Below are 26,757 nucleotides of genomic sequence, written 5' to 3'. Positions count from 1 at the left end.
CTCGCCCACAAAAAGGTTGTTCACGGATTGGCGGTGAGTAGGAACTGGTTCTGGGGCTTGCAGGTTGGGGGCTTATCCATTTGATGGGGTGACTTTTCTGGCCCCTTCTGCCCTTACGGCCAGGCATTTCAAAGTCTTTTGAACTTGTGTATGACTTTGGTATGCCGGGGCTGCTGCGCAGCCCTTTCGCGACACAAGGCCGCTCCCACATGGACCGCGCCGGGCAGTGCTTTTCGCGCGCTGAACAAAAATTGGACAAACGCCATCTTGTGGGGCCTTGTGTCGCGAAAGGGCTGCGTAGCGGCCCCGGCGAGCTCAGGCCAAGCGCAATTTCGGAACACTTTGAAATGCCTGGCCGTAAGGGCGGAAGGGGCCAATGGCGCCACCACAGCGAATGGATAAGCCCTCAATGCCTAAGCCGACCAGCCAAGCCAGCAGTTCATCTCCCCATCAATCCGTGAAGAACAAAAAAAGCGCTCCTGAGAGCGCTTTTTTATGCCTCGCAGCAAGGCTTACTGCAGCGAAGGTGCAGCTTCGCCAGCAGCCTGCATACGCTCCATCTCTTGCGCGTACAGAGCATCGAAGTTGACAGGCGACAGCATCAGTGCCGGGAACGAGCCACGGGTAACCAGGCTGTCCAGAGTCTCACGCGCGTACGGGAACAGAATGTTCGGGCAGAACGCACCCAGGGTGTGGCTCATCGACGAAGCGTCGAGGTTCTTGATCAGGAAGATACCGGCCTGCTGCACTTCGGCAATGAAGGCAACCTCGTCACCGTTCTTGACGGTCACCGACAGGGTCAGCACGACTTCATGGAAGTCACCTTCCAGGGCCTTCTGGCGCGTGTTCAGGTCCAGCGAAACAGCCGGCTCCCACTGCTGGCGGAAGATCTGCGGGCTCTTCGGTGCTTCGAACGACAGGTCGCGCACATAAATGCGCTGCATGGAGAATTGCGGTGCGGTTTCATCGGTGGCGGCGGCGCCGTTGTTCTGTTGGTCAGTCATGGCAGATCCTTTTCCTAATGGTTTTATCAGCGCTGAAAATCAGGCCTTGAGGAGGCTATCGAGCTTGCCCGCCCGCTCAAGGGCGTAGAGGTCATCGCAACCACCGACATGGGTAGTGCCGATCCAGATCTGCGGCACCGAGGTGCGGCCGGCCTTCTGGCTCATTTCGGCGCGAACCTGAGGCTTGCCGTCGACCTTGATTTCCTCGAACGCCACGCCCTTGCTCTCGAGCAGGTACTTGGCGCGCATGCAGTAGGGGCAATAGTCGCTGGAATATACGATGACCTTCATATCACTTCACCAGGGGCAGGTTATCGGCTTTCCAGCTGGAAACGCCACCACTGAGCTTGGCAGCGGTGTAACCAGCCTTGAGCAGTTCACGGCAGAGGGTGCCAGACTGCTGGCCCATGCTGTCGACCAGGATCAAGGTCTTGTCTTTATGCTTCTCCAGCTCGGCCATACGGCTGATGAGCTTGTCCTGCGGGATGTTCAGGGCGCCAACGATGTGGCCCGCCGCGTACTCCTTGCTGGTGCGGATATCGATGACCACGGCCTTGTCGGCATTGACCAGGGCAGTCAGCTGGCCGTTGCTCAGGCTCTGGCCGCCGCGACGAATTTCGTTGACCAGCAGCAGGATCAGCAGAACGAAGAAGATCGCCACCAGAATGAAGTGGTTAGTGGCAAATGTGATCAGGTTGGCAACCATCAGGTGTGTTCCAGGCGATTGAAAATGTCGGCCAGTATACACAGCCCCCAAGGCCCACCAAAGCCCGCTGGCCAGGGAGCAGGACAGCTTTCATTGGCGCTGACCAGTGCAATGCGTGACCAGCCAGAGGAATTTTCGCCCCAGATGGCGTATTTGCCCTAAAATGCGTGTCTTTATCATCTTCTAGCAACCGTGAGTGGGATTGATGACGAGCACGCCTAAACCCCTGGTCCTGATCATCCTGGATGGTTTCGGTCACAGCGAAAGCCCCGAATACAACGCCATCTTTGCCGCCAACACACCGGTCTATGATCGCCTGCGCGCTACCCAGCCGCATGGCTTGATCTCCGGCTCCGGGATGGATGTCGGCCTGCCTGACGGGCAGATGGGCAACTCCGAGGTCGGCCACATGAACCTCGGGGCCGGGCGTGTCGTGTACCAGGACTTCACCCGGGTGACCAAGGCCATCCGCGACGGTGATTTCTTCACCAACCCGGTCCTGACCGGTGCCGTGGACAAAGCCAGCAGCGCCGGCAAGGCCGTGCACATCCTTGGCCTGCTCTCCGACGGAGGCGTGCACAGCCACCAGGATCACCTGGTGGCGATGGCCGAGCTGGCTGCCCAGCGCGGCGCCGAAAAGATCTACCTGCACGCCTTCCTCGACGGCCGCGACACGCCGCCGCGTAGCGCCCAGTCGTCGATCGAGCTGCTCGACACGACCTTCGCCAAACTCGGCAAGGGGCGCATTGCCAGCATTATCGGCCGCTACTTCGCGATGGACCGCGACAACCGCTGGGACCGCGTCAGCGCGGCCTACAACCTGATCGTCGACTCGGTCGCCGACTACAGCGCCGAGAGCGCCGTGGCCGGTCTCGAAGCCGCTTATGCGCGGGACGAGAGCGACGAGTTCGTCAAGGCCACGCGCATTGGCGAGGCGGTCAAGGTCGAAGACGGTGACGCGGTGATCTTCATGAACTTCCGCGCCGACCGTGCCCGCGAGCTGTCGCGGGTATTCGTCGAGCCCGAGTTCAACGAGTTCCCCCGGGCACGCCTGCCCAAGCTTGCCGCCTACATCGGCCTGACCCAGTATTCGGCGAAAATCGCCGCCCCTGCAGCGTTCGCCCCGGCCAGCCTGAACAACGTGCTCGGCGAGTACCTGGCGAAAAACGGCAAGACCCAGCTACGCATCGCCGAGACCGAGAAGTACGCCCACGTGACGTTCTTCTTCTCCGGTGGCCGCGAAGAGCCGTTCGAGGGTGAAGAGCGCATTCTCATTCCTTCGCCAAAAGTTGCCACCTACGACCTGCAGCCAGAAATGAATGCGCCGGAGGTCACCGACCGCATCGTCGAGGCCATCGAGCAGCAGCGCTTCGATGTGATCGTGGTCAACTACGCCAACGGCGACATGGTCGGTCACACCGGCGTGTTCGACGCCGCAGTCAAGGCCGTCGAGGCGCTGGATACCTGCGTCGGGCGTATCGTCGAAGCACTGGACAAGGTCGACGGCGAGGCGCTGATCACCGCCGACCACGGCAACGTCGAGCAGATGGAAGACGAGTGCACCGGCCAGGCCCACACCGCCCACACCACCGAGCCGGTGCCGTTCATCTATGTCGGCAAGCGCCAGGTCAAGGTACGTGAGGGCGGCGTGCTGGCCGACGTCGCGCCGACCATGCTGAAACTGCTGGGCCTGGAAAAGCCCGCCGAGATGACGGGCACCTCGATCCTGATCGACGCCTGATCGCCGCCGGGGCCGCTTGCCGGCCCCGGTTCCACCGGCTTTCCAGACAAACGCCTCGCCGCAGATGCCGCGAGGCGTTTTTTTTGCAGGCCCAGGCGGGCATACTAGGCCAGTCTCCATCCCTGGTACGCCCAACCCCATGCTCCGCGCCCTGATTCTTCTAGCCCTGTCCTGCCTGCTCAGCCCGGCTTTTGCCGATGAGCGTGCGCAGACCCAGCAACAACTGGACGCCACCCGCCAGGACATCGCCGAGCTCAAGAAAGTGCTAGGCAAGCTCCAGGAAGAAAAGTCGGGCGTGCAAAAAGACCTCAAGAGCACCGAGACCGACATCGGCAATCTCGAAAAGCAGGTGGAGGCCCTGCAACAAGAACTAAAAAAGACCGAGGGCGAACTGGAGCGCCTTGATACCGAGAAAAAAAAACTCCAGTCCGCCCGCGTTGAACAACAACGACTGATCGCCATCCAGGCGCGCTCGGCCTATCAGAATGGCCGCGAGGAATACCTCAAGCTGCTGCTCAACCAGCAAAACCCTGAGAAATTCGCCCGCACCCTCACCTATTACGATTACCTGAGCAAGGCGCGCCTCGAGCAACTGCGTACCTTCAACGAAACCTTGCGCCAGCTGGCCAATGTCGAACAGGACATCGCCAACCAGCAGACCCAACTGCTGACCCAGCAGGGCGAGCTCGACAGCCGCCGCCAAGCGCTGGAAGGCGAACGCAGCAAGCGCCAGCAGGTACTGGCCAAACTCAACAGCGACATGAAAGCGCGCGACCAGAAGCTGCAGGCCCGCGAGCAGGACCAGGCCGATCTGGGCAAGGTCCTCAAGACCATCGAGGAGACCCTGGCGCGCCAGGCCCGCGAAGCCGAAGAAGCCCGGCAGAAGGCCTTGCTGGCCCAGCAGGAAGCGCAAAAGCGCCGGCAACAGGAAGCCCTGGCCGCCGCCGCCCGCAACGAAGCCGAGCCGCCCAAGAAAAAGGCCCTGACCACCCTCGGGCCGATGGTGTCCGGCGAGGGCGCCAACTATGGCGGGGCTTTTTCTGCTGCACGGGGCAAACTTCCATGGCCGGTCAATGGTCGACTGCTGGCACGCTTCGGCGATGCACGCGGTGGCGATGCCCGGGCCAAGTGGGATGGGGTGATGATCAGCGCCAGCACCGGCACCCAGGTTCGCGCCGTGCACGGCGGTCGCGTGGTGTTTGCCGACTGGTTGCGCGGCGCTGGACTTCTGGTCATTCTCGACCATGGTAATGGTTACCTGAGCCTGTACGGCCACAACCAGAGCCTGCTCAAGAACGCCGGTGACGTGGTCAAGGCCGGCGAAGCGATCTCCACCGTGGGTGACAGCGGTGGCCAGGAAAGCGCAGGCTTGTACTTTGCCATTCGCCAGCAGGGCCGCCCCAGCGACCCGGCGCAATGGTGTCGTGGCTAGGCATTTTTTACCTTTTACGGTTTACGGTGGCTGCACCGTTGCTCCTGCGGGAGCGCCAACAGGATCAGGAGTTCGTTCGACATGCTGCACTCGCCTCGCCTCACCCAACTGGCCCTGACCGTCGCTTTGGCGATCGGCGCGCCCCTGGCCCTTGCCGCCGAGCCGGCCAAGCCAGCCGCTGCGCCAGCTCCGGTGCCAGCCACCGAGGTCACAGCCAAGTCGCCGCTGCCGCTCGAAGAGCTGCGCACCTTTGCCGAGGTCATGGACCGGATCAAGGCCGCCTATGTCGAGCCGGTAGACGACAAGACCCTGCTGGAAAACGCCATCAAGGGCATGCTCAGCAACCTTGATCCGCACTCGGCCTACCTCGGCCCGGAAGACTTCCAGGAGCTGCAGGAAAGCACCAGCGGCGAATTTGGCGGGCTGGGGATCGAAGTCGGCCAGGAAGATGGCTTCGTCAAGGTGGTGTCGCCGATCGACGACACCCCGGCCTCTCGCGCCGGCATCGAAGCCGGCGACCTGATCGTCAAGATCAACGGCGCGCCGACCCGTGGCCAGAGCATGACCGAAGCGGTCGACAAGATGCGCGGCAAGATCGGCGAAAAGATCACCCTGACCCTTGTCCGTGACGGCGGCACGCCGTTCGACGTGACCCTCGCCCGTGCGGTGATTCAGGTCAAGAGCGTGAAGAGCCAGTTGCTCGAAAACAACTATGGCTACATCCGCATTACCCAGTTCCAGGTCAAGACCGGCGACGAAGTGGGCAAGGCCCTGGCCAAGCTGCGCAAGGACAACGGCAAGAAGCTGCGCGGCGTGGTGCTGGACCTGCGCAACAACCCCGGCGGCGTGCTGCAGTCAGCCGTGGAAGTGGCCGACCACTTCCTGACCAAGGGCCTGATCGTCTACACCAAAGGCCGCATCGCCAACTCCGAGCTGCGCTTCTCGGCCAACGCCGCCGACGCCAGCGAGGGCGTGCCGCTGGTCGTGCTGATCAACGGCGGCAGCGCCTCCGCGTCGGAGATCGTCGCTGGCGCCCTGCAGGATCAGAAACGTGGCGTCCTGATGGGCACCGACAGCTTCGGCAAGGGCTCGGTGCAAACCGTCCTGCCGCTGGCCAACGACCGCGCCCTGAAACTCACCACCGCGCTGTACTTCACCCCCAATGGCCGCTCGATCCAGGCTCAGGGCATCGTCCCGGACATCGAAGTGCGCCCGGCCAAGCTCACTGCCGAAGCCGACACCGAGAACTTCAAGGAAGCCGACCTGCAGGGCCACCTGGGCAACGGCAACGGCGGCGCCGACCGCCCGACCGGCAGCAGCAAGCGCAAGGATCGACCACAGGACGATGACTTCCAGTTGAGCCAGGCCCTGAGCCTGCTCAAAGGTCTGAACATCACCAAGGGCGACTGATCTTCTCGATGCGTTATCTGCTGTTCACGCTGTTCTGCCTGCTGGCGGGCACCGCACATGCGGCGCCCGCCAAGGCCTACATGAGCATCATCATCGACGACCTGGGCCAGAGCAGCGAGCGCGACAGCCGTACGCTCGCCCTGCCCGGCCCGGTCACCATGGCGATCATGCCCGACACCCCGCACGCCAGTGACTTCGCCCGGCAAGCGCACAAGGCCGGCAAGACGGTGATCCTGCACATGCCGATGGACCCGGCCACCGGGCCGTATGCCTGGCATCCCGACATCCCGCTGGCAGAGCTGGCCAGCCGCCTCGATGCAGCATTACTCAAGGTGCCTTACGCCGCGGGTATCAATAACCATATGGGCAGCCGCATGACGGCCCAGCGCCCGGCCATGACCTGGTTGATGGGCGAGCTGCAGCGCCGCCACTTGTTCTTCGTCGACAGCCGCACCAGTGCTGCCACCGTGGCCGCCGCCGAGGCCCAGGCGCAGGCGTTGGCACACGTTTCTCGCGATGTATTTCTCGACGACGTGCGCACCCCCGAAGCGATCACCGCGCAGTTGCAACTGGGCGTGGAGATGGCTCGCAGACAGGGTTCTGCCGTACTGATCGGCCACCCTTATCCGCAGACCCTGCAAGTGCTGGAACAACAGCTACCCCGGCTCAGGAGCCAGGGTATCGAGTTGATCGGCCTGCCACAGATGATCGGTGAGCGCGGTAACCAGGCCATGCCTGCCCATGGCAAGCACGGCCGTTACAGCAACCGCTGAGCACCTCAATCGAAGGGAATGACCCCCTCCACCTGCGCCAGGCGCAGATCACCGCGGTAGATCGCCAACAGATCTTCACCGGTGACCGCTGCTCGCAGTTGCGCGGTACGTCCCAGTTTGCGCTGCGCCCACAGTTTCAGGTGACCCTTGCTGAACTGCCGGGCGCCAGTGGTCGTGTCTGGATAGTGAAAGTGCGCCTCCCACAGCCCATCACCCTGCGCTTGGTCGGCCCGCGGCATACGCCTGACCTCATAAACATCGAGAAAATCCGCTGCTGACAGCGGCTTGCGTGTCGCTGTACGGCGGATGCTGACTTGCTGGTTGTCGAACAGAAAGCGCAGGCTATCGGCAGTAGGGTGATCAGTGGACAGGTAGATGCCCGTCAACAGGTCGCGGCGCATGGCCTGCATGCCTTCGATGGCCTGCCCGAGGCTTTCGTACAATGCATCCTCAGGGCTCATCCGCGGCAGTGTGGCCTGTGCTTTGTGCAGCTTTTCCAGATGATCATTGACGACCGTGTTCAGGCCATTAGGCTGCTCCGCCCGGAAGAAACTCCTGGCCAGTTTGTTGACTCGCTCAACTTCGGCCAACAAGGCTTGAGCACGCTTCCTTGCCAAGCGCGGCTCCAGTGGAGAGAACAGCGGCCCGCCCTCCTCCGCCGGCGGCGCATCTTCGACCCACTCGCCGCCATCCTGGTGGAACGTCTTGAGCACATGCTGAGTGCGTTGGTCGCGCTGCTGAACGACAGCCACGCCGTCCTGCTCAACCTCCTCTGCCAGCACCTTGCGTCCGCGCTGAGTCTGTACCAAGCGGCGCCGACCACCGCGCGGTGCATAGACTACCGGGCGTGGTGGCCTCGGTTCGGCGAACTCCTGTTCGCGCACCGCCTGCGCCAGATCGCCCTGGGCAGTGCGCTGCAAGCCCATCAGGGTTTTCTTGTACAACTGCAAATGCTCTTGCCTGATCGCCACGCCTCCCACGCTGCCCAGGTAGTCGGCCATTGCCGCCGCTTCCTCATAACCCTCCAGAATGCCGCTCAACACGTCGATCTGCTCAGCCAGCGACAGCTCGCTGCCAGCCAGATCACCATGCGCGTTGCCGGCACTTTTCAGACTGTCACCGGCCAGGTAGTCGAGGTATTGCGAAAGCAGTCGCTCGTCAACATCAGCCAGCCGATCCAGGCTCGCCTCCGCCAGATCCTGCAGCAGACGAAAATCCAGATCGACCGCCGATATGCGCCGAGTAGCAATGGTTGCCTTGAGCTCGGCATCCTTGTTGATGCGCACATTGGTCACATCATCGAAGAAGACGAATGAGTCGTCCTTGAGCGTTTCCTCGAGCAGACAGTCAAGCAGCCGCGACATGTCCACCAAGTCAGTTTCCCAGCGAACGACCTCGTCCAGCCTCGTGCGAAAATGCTGATACTGGCGGATTTCCTCAGGGCGCTCAGGGTGGATGACAATCTGATCGGCCAGGGTGTCGAGATTCTCCTGATTAATCATGGTGGCCATTTCGTTGTAGAACACCGACAGGTTCTCGATCAGCCCTTGGCGGAGCATGCTGCGCTGCTGCTTGAGCAGTGTGGTGAAGGCATAATCCTCATGACGCATGCCGGACAGGCTGGTAACCACCTGCTCATGCTTGAGGGCATTTTCGATCAGATCCTTGATCTCGTAGATGATCTTCAGCTTGATCTGCTTGCGCAGGCGCCGGGTCACGTCCAGCTCGCCGGCGGTCAGTTCGTCCTTGTCGCCGATCGACTCGAGCACTTCGATGCGTTTGTCTTTTTCGTTGAGCAGATCGCGGTGCTTGTTCAAGGTCTCCGCCAGCGCATTGTGCTGGTGAGAAAAAGCGACCTCTTCGATTTTGAGCTGTTCGATTTTCTGGCGATTTTGCTCTTTCACCACCTCACGCCGGCTCTTTGGCATACCCCCTAGCAGGCGCAACGAGCGGTCGATACGCCATTGTCCGTACTCGAATACCAGCCAAGGCCCCACGGTGCCGTCAGCACCGATGATACGCGGCCCTTGCTCATACACACGGGCCTCGTAGACGCCATCTGCCAAGTACAGGAAGTGGCGCCCGCCAACCTCATACAGGCCGCGAGCAACTCCCGATTGCACAGCCTCAAGGCCTTGTAACGATTGCTGCGAGCGCATGGCGAACAGCGCCTTGCGCTGTTGTGCCGTCAGCACATTGAAGCCCTGGGCGCCGCGCCAGCTGAAGTCCAGCTCGGTACTGCCGTGTAGCGCCAGCCCGCCCGCCACACCGACCTTGCCTTGCTTGGGCACAGCTGGCGTACGCGCATCTTCCAGCCACGCCAGCGGTACGCGGCCAGCGCCGGGTAGCTCGGCCAGGCGCGGTGCAGCAGTCACAGGACGCTGGGGCAATCGCAGGTGCATCAGGGCCATCGAAGTATTGAGCAACAGCTCGACAACAGCGCCACAGCGCTCGAATGCATCGCCGTCTCGCAATGCCGCCAGGTCGTTCTGCAGGCCTGTAATGGCCTGTACCAGCCAGGCAACGGTGGCCACCGGCCCGCGCAACAGCAGCGTGGTGACATCGAACAGCAGCCAGGCGCCCTGCAGCAGGATCGCCCAGCGGCTCTCGGCATTGGACACGGACTGCCGATCAGCCAGCTCAACCAGCAGGTCACGGTTGGCCTGGTACATCCTGAGGTCCGCATCATGGAGCCAGAACTGCGCGCCGAAGGTTGGCGGACGCACCCGCTCGGGCAGCAGTTGGGTATCAAGGATGGGGCCTGGCAGATGCGGCTCGTAAAAGCCCCCGTGGTCATAGACGGCGCGCGCCGCCGGCGTCAGCCAGCCGAGAACGCTGTCCTGCAAGGGGCCAGGGCGTCTGATCGCCGCCAACATCAGTTCCAGACTGGCGAACTCCAGTACCGGCGCCTTGGGGTATAGCGGCCGGTACAACAAGACCCGCGCGGGCTCGGAAGCAAACAGCACATACATGCCCCTGACTTCATCCTGACCTTGGGCACTTGCCTCACGCCGGAATGCCAGTGGCATCAGTATGATGCCCGGTAGCTCAGAATCGATGTAACCGCGGCAGTAGTCAGTCACGCACTGCAGACCGGCATCGCTCAGCCCACCTTGCAATCGGGCAAACAGCGCGCTGAACAGCAACGAACAACGCCACTCACGGGCAAAGCGCTTGACGCGCTCGGGTTGTGTCGCGGGGTCATCCAGTTTCTCTGCGACATAGTCAGGGTAGTGACGACCAACGTCGACGCGTTGTACCAGCGTCTTGAGGTAGTCGACGTTCATCCAGGGCATGATCAATTGGCTTTCGCGATGGCTTACCGCCTTGAGCTGCGCGCCCTGCAGCGAGCTCAGATTACCGATGGCGAACTCAGTCAAGCTCAGGCTGCGGTGGTCCACGACACCATCACCTGGCCCGACGCTGGCGCCTCCGGGCCTGCCAGCCGTGACAGTGAGCGCCAGGATCAGGTCATCGGCAAAGTAATTGGCCTCGTCCGGATAATCGGCAAGCATCTGCGCGCGTAGCGCCTGGCGGGTGTAAGCCTGCAGGTCGAGCACATCCTCCAACGCAGCGGTGCCTTCGGATTGCGCCTGGGCCAAGGCCAGCTCGAACACCCCACGCTGATAGGCAAAACTGTTAACTGGGTTGGTCCCCCTCAGGCCGGGGGGCAAAGCGATCCGCCCTTCGCTATCGAGCCCATAGCCCCTGATGAACCAGCGCGAAGGATCGCTCAGGGCGGAAAAGGACTGCTCAAGCGCTGCGACGTCCGGCAATTGCGCATAGCGCAGCCGACTGATCGAGTCGAGCAAGATCTCGAGCATCAGGCTGGTTTGTTGTGCAAACACATCGCCTTCGAGCTGATAACGGTTCCAGGTCAGCGCATCGAAGCGGTAGTGCTCGGCCAACTCTTCCTGGAGCGCCAGGGCAAACTCATCGAACGACGCAAATGCCTTGATCACACTGGAAGGGGCGCACCACAACAAGACTTCGCGTTCATCCCATTCGCCTCTGACCAGCAGGTTGGGTAGCCAGTCAGTCAGCTCCTGGATGCCCGTCCCGATCTCAGCCTGAACCACAAATACTGACGGCGCCGAGTGGTTCCCGCTGAGCAGCCCATGCACGCATTCGCGCTGCTGATCATCTAGCCCCTGCAGTGGCAGGTTGGTGAGCAGCGCCGATTTGAGTAGGTGCTGCAACCCAAGGTCTCGGCTAACGCCTTGACTGCCGGCGGCCTTCCAGTAGTCGATCTGCGATTGGCAAAAATCTGCCACCAGGGTGAACAGCAACTCATTCAGAGCGTCGAGCTGAGCATTAATGGAGATCACGCCAGACGGTAACGATTCGCCCGCCGCGTCACGCAGGAACCACGGCGGCTCGACGCTCAGCAGAAAATCGCCATCGGTCAGGCCCAGCGCTGCCAGCGGTTGGCCGCTGTGCAGGGATTCGAGCATGACCTCCAGCAACGGCCTCGGCGTCCAAACGTCGTAAGGCTTCGGTCCTGACAGACGAGTGCTGCTGGGAATCTGCAGGATCAAAGGTTCGGCATCCGCCAGTCGAGCGGCTGCCAGGGACGAATGCTGGGGAATCAACAGTGCGAGAACCTGTTGGCCGAGAACGCCGCGCAAGGTGGGACGACTGGCAAACTCGTTGGCAACGGCCCGGTGAAAATCCGGGGCAGGGTTGGCTTGACTGGGCATGGTGGGCGGCTTCCTCGCGGCAAATGGAGCGCAAGGATCGGCCGAGGGGGATGGCCTGAGGCATTACATAATGCTGGACTGATGCGGCCTTTTCGCGGGCGGGCTCGCGCCGCGAAGAGGCCGGCCGGGACACCGCGTTGGATGCCCCGGCACGTCAATCAGCTATAGACGCGACCCAGCACTTGCCGGTGACTCTCGAACTGGTCGAGCACATCACGCACTACCTGCTCAGGCGTGAAGCCCATCAGGTCGTACTCCTGGCTGCCGTCATGCAGATACACCTCGGCGCGGTAGTAGCGCTGACGGACTTCCGCCTCACCTTCGACCGAGGCTTCATTGGGCGCCGCCAGGTAGCCATCCAGGCTCACTTCGTAGACGAAGGGGTTGCCCTCTTCCATCATCACCCGCAGGCCCATCATGTTGCGCGACTGGCCCACTCGGGTTTCGACCTCGAAGCCCTGCGTGCGCAGCTGCTCGGCGGCGTCCTTGAGGGCCGGGCTGACGTGTTTGTCCATGAAGCGCTGAACCACCGACTGAGTCGGCTGCAGATCCATCGCACTGAGCCGCTCGCTGAAGCCGCGACGGCCACGAGCGGCCAATTCGGCGCGTTCAAGCTCCAGCTGCGAGTCCTGCTTCATGGCCTTGTACAGGCCAAACATGAACAGCACCAGCACCACCGAGAACGGCAGCCCTGCCAGCACCACCATGGTCTGCATGGCCGCGAAGTTACCGGCAAACAGCAGGCCGATGGTGACCAGGGTGATCACCACCGACCAGAACACCACCATCCAGTGCGGCGCATCTTCGTCGACCTGGCCGCCTTTGCAGGAAAGGTTGGCCATCATCACGGCGCCGGAATCGGCCGGGGTGAGGAACAGCACGAAGCCGACGAACACCGCCACGCCAATCACAATCTTCGCGGCGGGGAAGAACTCCAGCAACTGGTAGATCGACATCGAAGGCTGCTCGAGCGCGGTCTTGCCCAGCTCCACGGCGCCGTGGTTCATCACCAGGTCGAGCGCGGTGTTACCGAAGATCGACAGCCAGGCCAGGGTGAAGCCCAGCGGGATCAGCAGCACACCGGCAACCAGCTCACGCACGGTGCGACCTTTGGAGATACGCGCAATGAACATGCCGACGAACGGGCCCCAGGAAATCCACCAGGCCCAGTAGAACACGGTCCACAGGCCCAACCAGCGCTCGGACGTGTCGCCCTCGCCTTCATACACGTAGAGGTCGAAGGTCTTCAGCACGATGCCGTTGAGGTAGTCACCGATGTTCTGCACGAAGCCGTTGAGCAGGTGCAAGGTATCGCCGGCCAGCAGGACGAAGATCAGCAGGCCGCTGAACAACACGATGTTCAGGTTGGACAGACGACGGATGCCGTTTTCCACACCCGACACCGCCGCCACGGTAGCCACCGTGGCCATGACCAGGATCACGATCAGCAGGTTGGTCTTGCTGTGGTCCATGCCGAACAGGTATTCCAGGCCCGAGGCCACCTGCATCGAACCGATGCCGAGGTTGGTGACCAGGCCCAGCAGGGTCACGAACATGCCGAAGATGTCCACCGCATGACCGGCGCCACCTTTGACCCAGCGCTCGCCCATCAGCGGGTACAGCGCCGAGCGCAGCGCCAGCGGCTGATTGTGGCGGTAGGCGAAGTAACCCACGGCAAGGCCGACCAGGGCGTAGATGGCCCAGCCGTGCAGACCCCAGTGCAGGAAGGTCAGCTGCAGCCCCTGGCGCGCGGCCTCGGCCGTGGCAGATGTCCCTTCTGGCGGGTTGAAGTAGTGGTCCAGCGGCTCGGACGCGCCGAAGTACAGCAGCGAAATACCGATACCGGAAGAGAACAGCATGCCGGCCCAGGCGCCGTAGCTGAAGTCGGGCTTGTCATCCTTGCCGCCAAGCTTGAGCTTGCCGAAATTGGAGAAGGCCAGAACGATCACGAACACCAGGTAGCCGCCGATCACCAGCATGTAGTACCAGCCGAAGCTGCGCGTCAGCCAGGTCTGGGCAACGTTGAGTACTTCGCCGGCTTTTTCAGGTACAGCGATAAGCAAGGCAGTCAACACGAGGATCAGCAGCGCAGAGGTGATGAACACCACGTTGTTGACCCGGACCCTCTCGGCGGGGGGCTTGGTTAGGGAGGCAGAACTCATTGCACGAATGCTCCGGGGAGTGCGGCTGTGGAGGCTAATCAGTCTTTTCCCGCGCAATTGGTGCAATAGCCCTACTGCGTCAGGTGTTATAAAAGGCACCTTGGAAACCGTGATCCCGAATCGATGCAGTGCAAAAAACAGACAGATGGCCTGTGTGCAACCCGCTATTGGCGCTGGGGTGCGCGCATTAGCCACAGTGAAACCAGCCCGCTCCAAGGGCCCGCCGCACGGCCCATGACCGTTCGGCAGAATCTGTCCCGCGCATCGCTCTTGCCCGTCAACGCCTTGTATTCCGGGGGTTACGCGATTTCCTGGGGTGTCAATCAGTGCTCTTTGAGGCAGCGTGAAAACTGTCAATGGCACAAATTGTCGCAGAGCTTATTCTTTATTGATTGAACGTTCAATCAAAACAAAATAGACTGGCCTTCGCCGAGGCAGCCGCTTGTCGTCTGCCCGCAGGCCTGAGGAGATTCGCTAGATGCCCAAGGTCGGTATGCAACCCATTCGCCGCCAGCAGTTGATCGACGCCACCCTGTTGGCGGTCGACCAGGTCGGTCTGGGAGATGCCAGCATTGCGCTGATTGCCCGTTTGGCCGGCGTGTCGAACGGCATCATCAGTCACTACTTTCAGGACAAGAACGGCCTGATTGCAGCGACCATGCGCCACCTCATGAACGCCTTGAGCGAGGGCACCGTCGCACGTCGACACGCCCTGCTCGACAACAGCCCGCGGGCGCACTTGATGGTCATCGTCGAAGGCAACTTCGACGCCAGCCAGGTGAGCGGCCCGGCAATGAAAACCTGGTTGGCCTTCTGGGCCGCCAGCATGCACCAGCCGTCCTTGCACAGGTTGCAGCGGATCAACGATCACCGCCTGTATTCCAACCTGTGCTTCCAGTTCCGCCGGGTGCTGCCGCGTGATGATGCACGCAGTGCAGCCCGCGGCCTGGCAGCCTTGATCGACGGCCTGTGGCTGCGTGGCGCCCTGTCGGGAGATGCCTTCGATACCGACCAGGCAATACGGATTGCTTACGAATACCTGGATTTACAACTGGCTAAACAGCAGCGCCCGGACCCAAACGACCAGGCCACTGAACAACCGCGCGTAACCATTGCCCAACAAGCAGGAGGGCGCCGCGGCTAGCCGATCACACACTGCACTTGCGAGGACACTATGGCCCGTTTCGGAACGCAAAAACTCTACATCGATGGTGGTTATGTCGACGCTGGCACTGACGCCACCTTCGAAGCCATCAACCCGGCTACCGGCGAAGTCCTCGCGCACGTGCAACGTGCCACCGAGGCCGACGTCGAGCGTGCGGTAGAAAGCGCCGAGCGCGGCCAGAAGGTCTGGGCGGCGATGACCGCCATGCAGCGCTCGCGCATCTTGCGCCGCGCCGTCGACATCCTGCGCGAGCGCAACGATGAGCTGGCCCAGCTGGAAACCCTCGACACCGGCAAGTCGTACTCGGAAACCCGCTACGTCGACATCGTCACCGGCGCCGACGTGCTCGAGTACTACGCAGGCCTGGTTCCGGCCATCGAAGGCGAGCAGATCCCGCTGCGCGAAAGCGCCTTTGTCTACACCCGCCGCGAGCCACTGGGCGTAACTGCCGGTATCGGCGCCTGGAACTACCCGATCCAGATCGCCCTGTGGAAATCGGCCCCGGCCCTGGCCGCCGGCAACGCGATGATTTTCAAGCCCTCGGAAGTCACCTCGCTGACGACGCTGAAACTGGCCGAGATCTACACCGAAGCCGGCCTGCCAGACGGCGTGTTCAACGTCCTTACCGGCAGCGGCCGTGAAGTCGGCACCTGGCTGACCGAGCACCCGCGCATCGAGAAAGTCTCCTTCACCGGCGGTACCACCACCGGCAAGAAAGTCATGGCCAGCGCCTCCAGCTCGTCGCTGAAGGAAGTAACCATGGAACTGGGCGGCAAGTCGCCGTTGATCATCTGCGCCGACGCCGACCTCGACAAGGCCGCCGACATCGCCATGATGGCCAACTTCTACAGCTCCGGTCAGGTCTGCACCAACGGCACCCGCGTGTTCATCCCGGCCTCGATGAAAGCGGCCTTTGAAGCCAAGATCGCCGAGCGTGTTGCCCGCATCCGCATCGGCAACCCGGAAGACGAGAACACCAACTTCGGCCCGCTGGTCAGCTTCCAGCACATGGAAAGCGTGCTCGGCTACATCGCCAAGGGTAAACAGGAAGGTGCCCGCGTCCTGTGCGGCGGCGAGCGTCTGAGCGAAGGCGACTTCGCCAAGGGCGCGTTCGTTGCCCCGACCGTGTTCACCGATTGCACGGACGACATGACCATCGTCAAGGAAGAGATCTTTGGCCCGGTGATGAGCATCCTCAGCTACGAGACCGAAGAAGAAGTCATCCGTCGCGCCAACGACACCGAGTACGGCCTGGCCGCAGGCGTGTGCACCAACGACATCAGCCGCGCCCACCGCATCATCCACCAGCTTGAAGCCGGCATCTGCTGGATCAATGCCTGGGGTGAGTCGCCGGCAGAAATGCCGGTCGGTGGCTACAAGCAGTCGGGCGTTGGCCGTGAAAACGGCGTCAGCTCGCTGGCCCAGTACACCCGCATCAAGTCGGTCCAGGTCGAGCTGGGCGGCTACACCTCGGTGTTCTAAGCACCCCGTGTAGTCACGCCCGCGCCGCGCTGCGCGGGCGTTCTCGCTCCCTGTCACCGCCACACGAGGGTACTTATCATGTCCCAGCAATTCGATTACATCATCGTGGGTGCCGGCTCGGCCGGTAATACCATCGCCACCCGCCTGACCGAAGACGCCAATGTCAGCGTGCTGCTGCTCGAAGCCGGCGGCCCGGACTACCGCTTCGATTTCCGCACGCAGATGCCGGCCGCCCTGGCCTTCCCGCTGCAGGGTCGTCGCTACAACTGGGCCTACGAGACCGATCCTGAGCCGCACATGGACGGCCGCCGGATGGAATGCGGTCGCGGCAAGGGCCTGGGTGGTTCTTCGCTGATCAACGGCATGTGCTACATCCGCGGTAACGCCATGGACTTCGACGGCTGGGCTGAACTGCCAGGCCTCGAAGACTGGACCTACCTGGACTGCCTGCCGTATTTCCGCAAAGCAGAAACCCGCGACATCGGCCCCAACGATTACCACGGTGGCGAAGGCCCGCTCAGCGTCGCCACGCCCAAGGCTGGCAACAACCCGCTGTTCAACGCCATGGTCGAAGCCGGCGTGCAGGCCGGTTACCCGCGTACTGAAGACCTCAACGGTTATCAGCAGGAAGGCTTTGGTCCGATGGACCGTTCGGTAACCAAGAAAGGCCGCCGTTCGAGCACTGCTCGCGGTTACCTGGACCAGGCCAAGAAACGCCCCAACCTGACCATCGTCACCCACGCCCTCAGCGACCGCATTCTGTTCGAAGGCAAGCGCGCTGTCGGCGTGACTTACCTGGTCGGCGATAGCGAAGAGCGCATGGAAGCCCGTGCGCGCAAGGAAGTCATCGTCAGCTCCGGCGCGATTGCCTCGCCGCAACTGCTGCAACGCTCCGGCGTCGGCCCTCGGGCACTGCTGGAAAGCCTCGACGTGCCGGTCGTGCACGACCTGCCAGGCGTTGGCGAGAACCTGCAGGACCACCTCGAGCTGTACCTGCAGTACGCCTGCACCCAGCCGGTCTCGCTGTACCCGTCGCTGCTCTGGTGGAACCAGCCGGCCATCGGTGCCGAATGGCTGTTCAACGGCACCGGCATCGGCGCCAGCAACCAATTCGAGGCCGGCGGTTTCATCCGTTCCCGCCCTGAGTTCGAGTGGCCGAACATCCAGTACCACTTCCTGCCGGTGGCGATCAATTACAACGGCTCCAACGGCGTCAAGGAACACGGTTTCCAGGCGCACATGGGCTCGATGCGTTCGCCTAGCCGCGGCCGTATCCAGCTCAAGTCGAAAGACCCGCGCCAGCACCCGAGCATCCTCTTCAACTACATGGCAACCGAGCAGGACTGGCAGGAATTCCGCGACGGCATCCGCCTGACCCGTGAAATCATGGCCCAGCCGGCACTCGATCAGTACCGTGGTCGTGAGATCAGCCCGGGCGAGCACGTGCAGACGGACGAGCAGCTGGACCAGTTCATCCGCGAGCACGCCGAAACCGCGTTCCACCCGTCCTGCTCGTGCAAGATGGGCACCGACGAGATGGCGGTGGTCGACGACCAGGGTCGCGTGCATGGCATGCAGGGCCTGCGTGTGGTCGATGCGTCGATCATGCCGATCATCATCACCGGCAACCTCAACGCCACCACGATCATGATTGCCGAGAAGATCTCGGACAAGATCCGTGGCCGCCAGCCACTGCCGCGCAGCACCGCCAAGTATTACGTGGCGAACGGCGCGCCGGTCAAAGGCAAAGCCATGCGTGAAGTGAAGCAGGGCTGATTGCGGCGCCAGGCGAGCGCTTTGCGCTCGTTCGCGGGGCAAGCCCGCTCCTACAGGGGTTCGGTATGTCCCCTGATGGGTGATCGACTCGGATCCTGTAGGCGCGGGCTTGCCCCGCGAAGAGACCGGCCCTGACGCCATACAAAGAAGGCACCCTGCGCGGTGCCTTTTTTCATATGCAGAAACGCTTTACACCCTGCCAATTCATCAGGTTAGAATCGATTGGCACGCGACCTGCTAGTTAGACCCTCTAATACACGCACGTCCCCTCCCCGCGATGACCCCCGGAGTAACGCCTTTGGATGCAAGCACCATCAACAGCCTGTTCCTGATCGGCGCATTGCTGGTGGGTGCAAGTATCCTGGTCAGCTCGCTGTCATCGCGCCTGGGCATTCCCATTCTGGTCATCATCCTCGCGGTCGGCATGGTAGCCGGCGTCGATGGTGGCGGCATCATCTTCAACAACTACCCGACTGCCTACCTGGTGGGCAACCTGGCCTTGGCCGTGATCCTCCTCGACGGTGGCCTGCGCACGCGGGTGGCAAGCTTTCGCGTGGCGCTGTGGCCAGCGTTGTCGCTGGCCACGGTAGGCGTACTGATCACCACCGGGCTGACCGGCATGGTCGCCGCCTGGCTGTTCGACCTGAGCCTGATCCAAGGGCTGCTGATCGGCGCCATCGTTGGCTCGACCGACGCCGCGGCGGTATTCTCGCTGCTCGGCGGCAAAGGCCTGAACGAACGGGTCACTGCCACCCTGGAAATCGAGTCGGGCAGCAACGACCCGATGGCGGTGTTCCTCACCGTCACCCTGATCGACATGATCGCCAGCGGCCAGACCGGCCTGCACTGGAGCCTGCTCACCCACCTGATCCGCGAGTTCGGCATCGGTGGTCTGCTCGGCCTGGGCGGCGGCTGGCTGATGCTGCAGATGGTCAACCGGATCAACCTGGCCGGCGGCCTCTACCCGATCCTGGTAGTGGCTGGCGGCCTGGTGGTGTTTTCCCTGACCAACGCCCTGCACGGCAGCGGCTTCCTTGCCGTGTACCTGTGCGGGCTGGTGCTCGGCAACCGGCCGATTCGCAGCCGCCACGGCATTCTGCACATGCTCGACGGCATGGCCTGGCTGGCGCAGATCGGCATGTTCCTGGTGCTGGGCCTGCTGGTCACCCCGCACGACCTGCTACCGATCGCAGTGCCAGCGCTGGCCTTGGCCTTGTGGATGATCCTGGTCGCCCGGCCGCTGTCGGTGGTTGCCGCGCTGCTGCCGTTCAAGGCCTTTCACGGGCGCGAAAAGGGCTTTATCGCCTGGGTCGGCCTGCGCGGCGCGGTACCGATCATCCTCGCGGTGTTCCCGCTGATGGCTGGGCTGCCGCAGGCACAGCTATTCTTCAACCTGGCATTCTTCATCGTCCTGGTATCGCTGCTGGTACAGGGCACCAGCCTGCCGTGGATGGCCAAGCTGCTCAAGGTCACGGTACCGCCAGACCCGGCGCCGATCTCGCGCTCCGCCCTGGAAGTGCATATCACCAGCGAGTGGGAGATGTTCGTCTACCGCCTCGGCGCCGAAAAATGGTGCATCGGCGCCGCCCTGCGCGAGTTGAAGATGCCTGAAGGCACGCGGATTGCCGCGCTGTTTCGCGGCGAGCAATTGCTTCACCCGTCAGGCAGCACCGTGCTGGAAGTTGGCGACATGCTCTGTGTGATCGGCCACGAGCACAACCTGTCGGCACTGGGCAAACTGTTCAGCCAGGCGCCACAACGCGGTCTCGACCTGCGCTTCTTCGGCGATTTCGTCCTCGAAGGCGATGCCGAACTGGGCGCAGTGGCGGCCCTTTATGGGCTGAAACTGGACGGCCTGGACGCCAATATGCCGCTGGCGCAGTTCATCCGACAAAAGGTCGGAGGCGCTCCAGTAGTAGGGGATCAGATCGAATGGCACGGCACAATCTGGACCGTCGCAGTCATGGACGGGAACAAGATCCACAAAGTGGGCGTCAGATTCCCCGAAGGAACCCGACCCGGCCCAGGGCTGTTCCTCTAAACTCCGATTTGCCTCGTTACACAAGAATTCTGCCTATGTCCCTGCGTGTGCACCTGCGCGCAGCCCTTCTCGGGCTGTGCTTGTCCCTCTCGTTTGCCGCCACCGCGGCCGAGACCCTGACCACCCCCAGCATCCAGAACAGTCTCGACAAGATCGCCGAGCGCAAGCTCCCCGAAGCAGAGCAGAAAGCCCTGCAGCAGGTGCTCGAACAGACGCTCACCCTGCTCGGCAACCAGCAGGACAGTGAACGCAAGCTCGCCGACCTCAAGCAGCAGCTGGCCGACGCGCCGCGTCTGACCAGCGAAAGCCAGCGCGAACTGGCCAAACTCAAGACCAGCAAAACGGTGCCGGTGACCCAGCGCTACGCCAACCTCACGGTACCGCAGCTGGAGAACATGCTCAGCGAGCGCAATACCCTGCAGGGCGAGCTGCAAAAGGCGCTGTCCGAAGCCAACAGCCTGATCATCAACTCGCAGACCCGCCCCGAACGGGCCCAGGCCGAGATCAGCAACAACCAGATTCGCACCCAAAAGATCAACAGCACCCTCAAGTCCGGCAAGGACAACGGCAAGAGCCTCTCAGCCGACCAGCGCAACCAGCTCAACGCCGAGCTTGCCGCGCTCAACGCACAGACCTTGCTGCGCCGCCAGGAGCTGGCCGGCAATGGCCTGTTGCAAGACCTCGGCAACGCCCAGCATGACCTGCTGGTCGAGCGCGCCGCGCGCCTTGAGCAAGAAATCCAGGACCTGCAGACGCTGATCAACGACAAGCGCCTGGCCCAGTCGCAGCAAACGGTCACCCAGCAGTCGATCGAAGCGCAAAAAGCCGGCGGCAGCAGCCTGCTGGCCAACGAAAGTGCGGCCAACCTGAAGCTCTCCGACTACCTGCTCAAGAGTACCGACCGTCTCAACGAGCTGACCCAGCAGAACCTCAAGACCAAACAGCAGCTCGATAGCCTGACCCAGGCCGACCAGGCCCTGGACGAGCAGATCAATGTGCTCAAGGGCAGCCTGCTGCTGTCCAAGATCCTCTACAAGCAGAAGCAGACCCTGCCGCACCTGACGCTCGACCGCGGCCTGGCCGACCAGATCGCCGACATCCGCCTGTACCAGTTCGAGGTCAACCAGCAGCGCGAACAGATGAGCAACCCGACCGGCTATGTCGATCGCCTGCTCGCCACTCAACCCGAACAGGACGTCAACCCCGCGCTGCGCAAGGCCTTGCTGGAAGTCGCCATCACCCGTAACGACCTTCTTGAACGGCTCAACCGCGAGCTGTCGGCACTGCTCAACGAGTCGATCACCCTGCAGTTGAACCAGAAGCAGTTGCTGAGCACCGCGCAAGGCCTGCGCACCACCCTTGAAGAGCAGATGTTCTGGATCCCCAGCAACAAGCCGCTCGACTGGGAGTGGCTGAGCACCGTACCCGGCCGCTTCGTCGAGCAGGTAGCCAGCCTGCCGTGGGGCTCGGGGGTCAAAGAGGTGGTCCAGGGCCTGAGCCAACGGCCGCTGCTGTTTCTGCCCTTGCTGTTGCTGATCGGTGCCTTGCTGTGGCGCCGGCGCTACCTGTACCAGCGGCTGAGCAAGGTTCATCAGGACATCGGCCACTTCAAGCGCGACAGCCAGTGGCATACGCCGCAGGCGCTGCTGATCAACGTCTTGCTGGCAATGCCGCTGAGCCTGGCGCTGGCCTTGTGCGCCTATATCCTGCAGGTCGATGCCCGTGGGCAGAACGCCAACCTCAGCGCCGCACTGTGGCAGATCGCCCAGGCCTGGCTGGTGTTCTACACCGCCTACCGCATCCTCTCCCCGGGTGGGGTGGCGGAGATCCATTTCCGCTGGCACAAGCCGCAGGTCGAGTTCCTTCGCGGCTGGGTGCGTCGCCTGGGTAGCGTGGTGCTGGCGCTGGTCGGCGTGGTGGCGGTGGCCGAGCACCAGCCCTCGGCGCTGGCTAACGACGTGCTCGGCATCGGTGTGGTGCTGACCTGCTACGCGCTGATGGCCTGGCTGCTCAGCCGGCTGCTGTTGAGCAGCCCGGCGCACCGCGATACCTCACTGTTCCGCAAGGCAGTCGGGGTAGCCTTTACCGCGTTGCCGATCGCCCTGTTCGTGGCGGTCTGCTTTGGCTATTACTACACCGCCCTGAAACTCACCGACCGCCTGATCTACACGCTGTACCTGCTGCTGTTCTGGCTGGTGATCGAGGCGGCGTTCGTCCGCGGCCTGTCGGTGGCGGCGCGGCGCCTGGCCTATCAGCGCGCCTTGAGCAAGCGCCAGGCGAGCAAGGAAGGCCTGGATGGCGAGGTCTTCACTGAAGAGCCGACCCTGGACATCGAGCAGGTCAACCAGCAGTCGCTGCGGCTGATCCGCCTGGCCTTGCTCGGCGGTTTCATCGGGGGCCTGTACTGGGTCTGGGCCGACCTGATCACGGTGTTCGCCTACCTCAACAACTTCACCCTGTACGAATACACCAGCGGCACCGGCGCCGCCGCCAGCATGGTGCCGATCAGCCTCGGCGACCTGCTCGGCGCGCTGGTGATCATCGGTATCACCTTTGCCTTGGCCGGCAACTTGCCGGGGCTGCTCGAAGTGCTGGTGCTGTCGCGGCTGAACCTGGCCCAGGGCAGCGCCTACGCAACCACCACGCTGCTCTCTTATGTGATCGCGGGGGTTGGTTTTGTCAGCACCCTATCGACCCTCGGGGTCAGCTGGGACAAGCTGCAGTGGCTGGTCGCGGCGCTGTCGGTGGGCCTGGGTTTCGGCATGCAGGAGATCTTCGCCAACTTCATCTCCGGCATCATGATCCTGTTCGAGCGACCGGTGCGCATCGGCGACACCATCACCATCGGCAACCTGTCCGGCACGGTGAGCAAGATCCGTATCCGTGCCACCACCATCACCGATTTCGACCGCAAGGACATCATCGTCCCGAACAAGACCTTCATCACTGGCCAGTTGATCAACTGGTCGCTGACCGACACGGTCACCCGGGTGACGCTGAAGCTCGGCATCGACTACGGCTCGGACCTCGACCTTGTGCGCGACCTGCTGCTCAAGGGCGCCCATGAGAACCCGCGGGTACTCAAGGACCCGGAGCCGCTGGTGTATTTCCTCAACTTTGGCGAGAGTTCGCTGGACCATGAGCTGCGCATGCACGTGCGTGACCTGGGTGACCGCAACCCGACCCTCGATGAGATCAACCGGTATATCAACCGGGAGTTCAAGGCGCACAACATCAAGATTTCGGTGCGACAGGTCGAGGTGTTCCTGATGGATACCTTGGGGCAAAAGCAGCAGCTGATTGCCATGGAAGGAAGCAATGGCGTGAAACCGGATGGCACCGCGCCGGTGTAGCTGGACTCCAACGGCCATCAACCGCAGAATCGCTGCGAGGGCGGCGCCCTCGTTTCGCGACACAAGGCCGCTCCCACAGGGACCGCGCTGAACCTGCAGGAGCGGCCTTGTGTCGCGATTGGGCCGCACAGCGGCCCCCGACCAGCAATCCAGGAGCCGGCCTTTGAAAGCCCTCGACCAACTGACCTTCGACAACCGCTTCGCCCGCCTGGGCGATGCGTTTTCCACCCAGGTCCTGCCCGACCCGATCGCCGACCCACGCCTGGTGGTAGCCAGCGCGTCAGCCATGGCCCTGCTCGACCTCGACCCGGCCCAGGCCGAGCTGCCGCTGTTCGCCGAACTGTTCAGTGGCTACCAGTCCTGGCAGGACGCCGACCCACGGGCGATGGTCTACTCCGGCCATCAATTTGGCTCATACAACCCGCGCCTGGGCGATGGTCGCGGCCTGCTGCTGGGCGAAGTGGTCAACGATGCCGGCGAGCACTGGGACCTGCACCTCAAGGGGGCTGGGCAGACGCCGTACTCGCGCATGGGTGATGGCCGCGCCGTGTTGCGCTCGTCGATCCGCGAATTTCTCGGTTCCGAAGCGTTGCATGCGCTGGGTATCCCCAGCAGCCGCGCGCTGTGCGTGATCGGTTCGAGCACGCCGGTATGGCGCGAGACCCAGGAAAGCGCCGCCATGCTCCTGCGCGTGGCGCCGAGCCATATCCGCTACGGCCATTTCGAATACTTCTACTACACGCGCCAGCCCGAGCAGCAGCAGGTGCTGATCGATCATGTGCTCACGCAGCACTACCCCGAGTGCCGTGAGGCCGAGCTGCCGTACCTGGCCATGTTCCGCAGCATTGTCGAGCGCAACGCCGAGCTGACCGCGTATTGGCAGGCCTATGGTTTCTGCCACGGCGTGATGAACAGCGACAACATGTCGATTCTGGGCATCACCTTCGACTTCGGCCCGTTCGCCTTCCTCGACGATTTCGACGCCAACTTCATCTGCAACCATTCCGATGACCGTGGCCGCTACAGCTATTCCAACCAGGTGCCCATCGCCCATTGGAATCTCAGCGCCCTGGCCCAGGCCCTGACACCGTTCATCGAGGTCGAGGCGCTGAAAGAGGTGTTGGGCTTGTTCCTGCCGCTGTACCAGGCGCATTACCTGGATTTGATGCGCCGCCGCCTGGGCCTGACCACTGCAGAAGACGACGACCTGGCGTTGGTCGAGCGTTTGCTGCAGTGCATGCAGCGTGGCGGCGTCGACTACACGCTGTTGTTCCGCCGCCTGGGCGAACAGCCGGTCGCCGAGGCGTTGCAGCGGGTCCGCGATGATTTTGTCGACCTGGCCGGTTTCGATGCCTGGGGCGCCGAGTATCAGGCCCGCTGTGAGCGCGAGCCCGGCAATGCCGAAGGCCGGCGTGAGCGCATGCATGCGGTGAACCCGCTGTACATACTGCGCAACTACCTGGCGCAAAAGGCCATCGAAGCGGCGAAAAAGGGTGACTACAGCGAGGTGCGCCGACTGCATCAGGTACTCAGCAAACCGTTCGAAGAGCAGCCGGGAATGCAGGCCTATGCCGAACGGCCGCCGGAGTGGGGCAAGCACCTCGAGATCAGCTGCTCGTCCTGACTAACCCGTGAATCCAAGGGCCGCAAGCGCGCTGCACACCCTGTAGGAGCGGGCTTGTCCCGCGAAACCGGCGAAGCCGGTGCCATCTACCATGGTGGCTGAACTGGCCTCTTCGCGGGGCAAGCCCGCTCCTACAGGGTTCCGCTAAATCAATGGGTTAGCGTTAGTTCTGTGGGAAACGGCTGCGCAGCTGCCCCAACAAACTCAAGGAGTACACAATGTCCGACCCGCTAGTGATCCCCTGCCCCCACTGCAATGGCCTCAACCGCCTGCCCGCCGCCCGCCTCACCGACGCGCCAAAATGCGGCCGCTGCAAACAGGACGTCATTCTCGGCAAACCCTTCGACCTCAGCGAAAGCAGCTACGCCAGCCAGATCAAGGGCGACCTGCCGTTGCTGCTGGACGTCTGGGCCGACTGGTGCGGCCCATGCAAATCCTTCGCCCCGATCTTCACCCAGGCCGCCGGCCAGCTCAGCGGCCGCTGCCGCCTGGCCAAGCTGGACAGCGAGGCCAACCGCAACCTCGCCGGGCAACTGGGCATCCGCTCGATCCCCAGCCTGATCCTGTTCAAGAATGGCCGCGAAGTGGCGCGGCAAGCCGGGGCGTTCCCACTGCAATCGTTGCTGGAATGGTTGCGAAGCCAAGGGGTCTAGGCTTCAGGAGCTTTCATCACACCGATGTTAGTGAGCCAGGTCTGGCGCCCCTGTATCAGGCGCCGGCCAGCAGAGACTCATAAGGAATACGTAGGCCATCATGCAGCCGCTTGATCATTGAAAGGCTCAAGCGTCGCTTTCCATTCAATACCTCAGAAACACGCCCGCTCGGCCCTATATAGCGCTCGAGATCTCGCGGGGTCAGCCCTTGCTGATCCATACAAAATTTGATTGCATCGACAGGGTTAGCTGGATGTATCGGGTAGTGCGTGTTCTCGTAGACTTCGATCAGCGTAACAAGAACCTCCATCTCGTCAGCTTCCGGTGAACCAGCCTCTGCCTGAAAGATAGTTTCCAATCGCAGAAAAGCTGCTCGAAGATCTTCATCGTTGCGGATTGGCTTAACATTCATTGATCGTCTCCACATCTATCTCATCATAGCGCTTGTGGGTACCGATGAATTTCACCCACGCAATACCGGCGCGGTATTGCATCTCCACCACCAGCCGGTATTTGTTACCCCCAATGTTGAATACCACCCGGTTATTGCCACAAATACTGGCATTTCCTATCTGGGTTCTAACATCCTGAGGCGTGCGCCAAAGCGCTTTCAGCGCTATATCGTGCCAGCTTTCCAAAGGTGCTTTGGCATCTTCATATCCAGGTTTCTGCCAGAATTTCACCAGGGTACTTTTGGCAATGACGCGCATCCAAATAAATCTCCCGTTTTGGGAG

At 62.4% G+C, this 26,757-nt stretch carries 18 protein-coding genes; 11 read left to right on the top strand and 7 right to left on the bottom strand.

Annotated features, from left to right (window positions below; translation table 11 throughout):
- Positions 1–512 precede the first annotated feature (512 nt).
- From secB to J3B00_RS04095, 3 genes are read right to left on the bottom strand one after another with little or no spacing between them, the layout of a single operon-like run.
- Positions 513–1,004: a protein-export chaperone SecB gene (gene secB, locus J3B00_RS04105; RefSeq protein ID WP_209864256.1), complete on the bottom strand. Its 492-nt coding sequence runs from the start codon at positions 1,002–1,004 to the stop codon at positions 513–515.
- A gap of 39 nt (positions 1,005–1,043) precedes the next feature.
- Entirely contained in the window at positions 1,044–1,295 is a 252-nt protein-coding gene (gene grxC / locus J3B00_RS04100) for a glutaredoxin 3 (RefSeq protein WP_209864253.1), read from the bottom strand.
- A 1-nt stretch (position 1,296) separates the two neighbouring features.
- Positions 1,297–1,710, bottom strand: coding sequence for a rhodanese-like domain-containing protein (locus J3B00_RS04095; protein ID WP_209864249.1), 414 nt, complete (start codon positions 1,708–1,710; stop codon positions 1,297–1,299).
- A gap of 205 nt (positions 1,711–1,915) precedes the next feature.
- On the opposite strand from J3B00_RS04095, the gene gpmI reads away from it, so the two are divergent.
- The 4 genes from gpmI to J3B00_RS04075 all read left to right on the top strand — a co-directional run bounded on the left by gpmI (position 1,916) and on the right by J3B00_RS04075 (position 7,066).
- Positions 1,916–3,451 carry a 2,3-bisphosphoglycerate-independent phosphoglycerate mutase gene (gene gpmI, locus J3B00_RS04090; RefSeq protein WP_209864246.1) on the top strand — a complete coding sequence of 512 codons (1,536 nt, stop codon included), beginning with the start codon at positions 1,916–1,918 and terminating at the stop codon, positions 3,449–3,451.
- Between the two features lie 139 nt (positions 3,452–3,590).
- A complete protein-coding gene (locus J3B00_RS04085) occupies positions 3,591–4,883 on the top strand; it encodes a murein hydrolase activator EnvC (RefSeq protein ID WP_209864242.1) in 1,293 nt (430 codons plus the stop codon).
- Between the two features lie 81 nt (positions 4,884–4,964).
- Positions 4,965–6,293 carry a S41 family peptidase gene (locus J3B00_RS04080; protein ID WP_209864239.1) on the top strand — a complete coding sequence of 443 codons (1,329 nt, stop codon included), beginning with the start codon at positions 4,965–4,967 and terminating at the stop codon, positions 6,291–6,293.
- Between the two features lie 8 nt (positions 6,294–6,301).
- The gene (locus J3B00_RS04075; RefSeq protein WP_209864236.1) at positions 6,302–7,066 is read left to right on the top strand and encodes a divergent polysaccharide deacetylase family protein; all 765 of its coding nucleotides are present in this window, start codon (positions 6,302–6,304) and stop codon (positions 7,064–7,066) included.
- A 5-nt stretch (positions 7,067–7,071) separates the two neighbouring features.
- Here the strand turns inward: J3B00_RS04075 and J3B00_RS04070 are convergent, their stop codons facing one another.
- A complete protein-coding gene (locus J3B00_RS04070) occupies positions 7,072–11,766 on the bottom strand; it encodes a DUF6543 domain-containing protein (RefSeq protein WP_209864222.1) in 4,695 nt (1,564 codons plus the stop codon).
- Between the two features lie 158 nt (positions 11,767–11,924).
- A complete protein-coding gene (gene betT, locus J3B00_RS04065; RefSeq protein ID WP_209864219.1) occupies positions 11,925–13,928 on the bottom strand; it encodes a choline BCCT transporter BetT in 2,004 nt (667 codons plus the stop codon).
- 478 nt (positions 13,929–14,406) lie between these two features.
- Between betT and betI the strand changes: the two genes are divergently transcribed.
- The 7 genes from betI to trxC all read left to right on the top strand — a co-directional run bounded on the left by betI (position 14,407) and on the right by trxC (position 26,022).
- Entirely contained in the window at positions 14,407–15,072 is a 666-nt protein-coding gene (betI, locus tag J3B00_RS04060) for a transcriptional regulator BetI (protein WP_209864216.1), read from the top strand.
- A gap of 30 nt (positions 15,073–15,102) precedes the next feature.
- On the top strand, positions 15,103–16,575 hold the full coding sequence (gene betB / locus J3B00_RS04055) for a betaine-aldehyde dehydrogenase (RefSeq protein WP_209864213.1): 1,473 nt from the start codon (positions 15,103–15,105) through the stop codon (positions 16,573–16,575).
- A 78-nt stretch (positions 16,576–16,653) separates the two neighbouring features.
- Positions 16,654–18,351 (top strand): choline dehydrogenase, encoded by a 1,698-nt coding sequence (betA, locus tag J3B00_RS04050; RefSeq protein ID WP_209864210.1) that lies wholly within the window; start codon positions 16,654–16,656, stop codon positions 18,349–18,351.
- Between the two features lie 298 nt (positions 18,352–18,649).
- The gene (locus tag J3B00_RS04045) at positions 18,650–20,392 is read left to right on the top strand and encodes a potassium/proton antiporter (RefSeq protein WP_209864207.1); all 1,743 of its coding nucleotides are present in this window, start codon (positions 18,650–18,652) and stop codon (positions 20,390–20,392) included.
- A gap of 35 nt (positions 20,393–20,427) precedes the next feature.
- The gene (mscK, locus tag J3B00_RS04040) at positions 20,428–23,745 is read left to right on the top strand and encodes a mechanosensitive channel MscK (protein WP_209864204.1); all 3,318 of its coding nucleotides are present in this window, start codon (positions 20,428–20,430) and stop codon (positions 23,743–23,745) included.
- 163 nt (positions 23,746–23,908) lie between these two features.
- Positions 23,909–25,369: a protein adenylyltransferase SelO gene (gene selO / locus J3B00_RS04035; protein WP_209864202.1), complete on the top strand. Its 1,461-nt coding sequence runs from the start codon at positions 23,909–23,911 to the stop codon at positions 25,367–25,369.
- Positions 25,370–25,587: 218 nt separating this feature from the next.
- On the top strand, positions 25,588–26,022 hold the full coding sequence (gene trxC, locus J3B00_RS04030; protein ID WP_209864199.1) for a thioredoxin TrxC: 435 nt from the start codon (positions 25,588–25,590) through the stop codon (positions 26,020–26,022).
- A gap of 55 nt (positions 26,023–26,077) precedes the next feature.
- Here trxC and J3B00_RS04025 read toward each other — a convergent pair whose 3' ends face one another.
- Both J3B00_RS04025 and J3B00_RS04020 read right to left on the bottom strand, forming a co-directional pair.
- Positions 26,078–26,434: a helix-turn-helix domain-containing protein gene (locus J3B00_RS04025; RefSeq protein WP_209864196.1), complete on the bottom strand. Its 357-nt coding sequence runs from the start codon at positions 26,432–26,434 to the stop codon at positions 26,078–26,080.
- Entirely contained in the window at positions 26,424–26,732 is a 309-nt protein-coding gene (locus J3B00_RS04020) for a type II toxin-antitoxin system HigB family toxin (protein WP_209864193.1), read from the bottom strand. The genes J3B00_RS04025 and J3B00_RS04020 overlap by 11 nt, the downstream gene beginning before the upstream one ends.
- Positions 26,733–26,757 lie beyond the last annotated feature (25 nt).

The sequence above is a fragment of the Pseudomonas sp. BP8 genome (genome assembly GCF_017875955.1).
Classification (GTDB): Bacteria; Pseudomonadota; Gammaproteobacteria; order Pseudomonadales; family Pseudomonadaceae; genus Aquipseudomonas.
Note: the sequence above shows the minus strand (reverse complement) of the source record. Positions and strands in the feature narration are given on the sequence as shown.

Excerpts from the sequence above, each read along its gene's own strand:
- secB (WP_209864256.1), bottom strand. The coding sequence starts at position 1,004 with ATGACTGACCAACAGAACAACGGCGCCGCCGCCACCGATGAAACCGCA.
- grxC (WP_209864253.1), bottom strand. The coding sequence starts at position 1,295 with ATGAAGGTCATCGTATATTCCAGCGACTATTGCCCCTACTGCATGCGC.
- J3B00_RS04095 (WP_209864249.1), bottom strand. The coding sequence starts at position 1,710 with ATGGTTGCCAACCTGATCACATTTGCCACTAACCACTTCATTCTGGTG.
- gpmI (WP_209864246.1), top strand. The coding sequence starts at position 1,916 with ATGACGAGCACGCCTAAACCCCTGGTCCTGATCATCCTGGATGGTTTC.
- J3B00_RS04085 (WP_209864242.1), top strand. The coding sequence starts at position 3,591 with ATGCTCCGCGCCCTGATTCTTCTAGCCCTGTCCTGCCTGCTCAGCCCG.
- J3B00_RS04080 (WP_209864239.1), top strand. The coding sequence starts at position 4,965 with ATGCTGCACTCGCCTCGCCTCACCCAACTGGCCCTGACCGTCGCTTTG.
- J3B00_RS04075 (WP_209864236.1), top strand. The coding sequence starts at position 6,302 with ATGCGTTATCTGCTGTTCACGCTGTTCTGCCTGCTGGCGGGCACCGCA.
- J3B00_RS04070 (WP_209864222.1), bottom strand. The coding sequence starts at position 11,766 with ATGCCCAGTCAAGCCAACCCTGCCCCGGATTTTCACCGGGCCGTTGCC.
- betT (WP_209864219.1), bottom strand. The coding sequence starts at position 13,928 with ATGAGTTCTGCCTCCCTAACCAAGCCCCCCGCCGAGAGGGTCCGGGTC.
- betI (WP_209864216.1), top strand. The coding sequence starts at position 14,407 with ATGCCCAAGGTCGGTATGCAACCCATTCGCCGCCAGCAGTTGATCGAC.
- betB (WP_209864213.1), top strand. The coding sequence starts at position 15,103 with ATGGCCCGTTTCGGAACGCAAAAACTCTACATCGATGGTGGTTATGTC.
- betA (WP_209864210.1), top strand. The coding sequence starts at position 16,654 with ATGTCCCAGCAATTCGATTACATCATCGTGGGTGCCGGCTCGGCCGGT.
- mscK (WP_209864204.1), top strand. The coding sequence starts at position 20,428 with ATGTCCCTGCGTGTGCACCTGCGCGCAGCCCTTCTCGGGCTGTGCTTG.
- trxC (WP_209864199.1), top strand. The coding sequence starts at position 25,588 with ATGTCCGACCCGCTAGTGATCCCCTGCCCCCACTGCAATGGCCTCAAC.
- J3B00_RS04025 (WP_209864196.1), bottom strand. The coding sequence starts at position 26,434 with ATGAATGTTAAGCCAATCCGCAACGATGAAGATCTTCGAGCAGCTTTT.
- J3B00_RS04020 (WP_209864193.1), bottom strand. The coding sequence starts at position 26,732 with ATGCGCGTCATTGCCAAAAGTACCCTGGTGAAATTCTGGCAGAAACCT.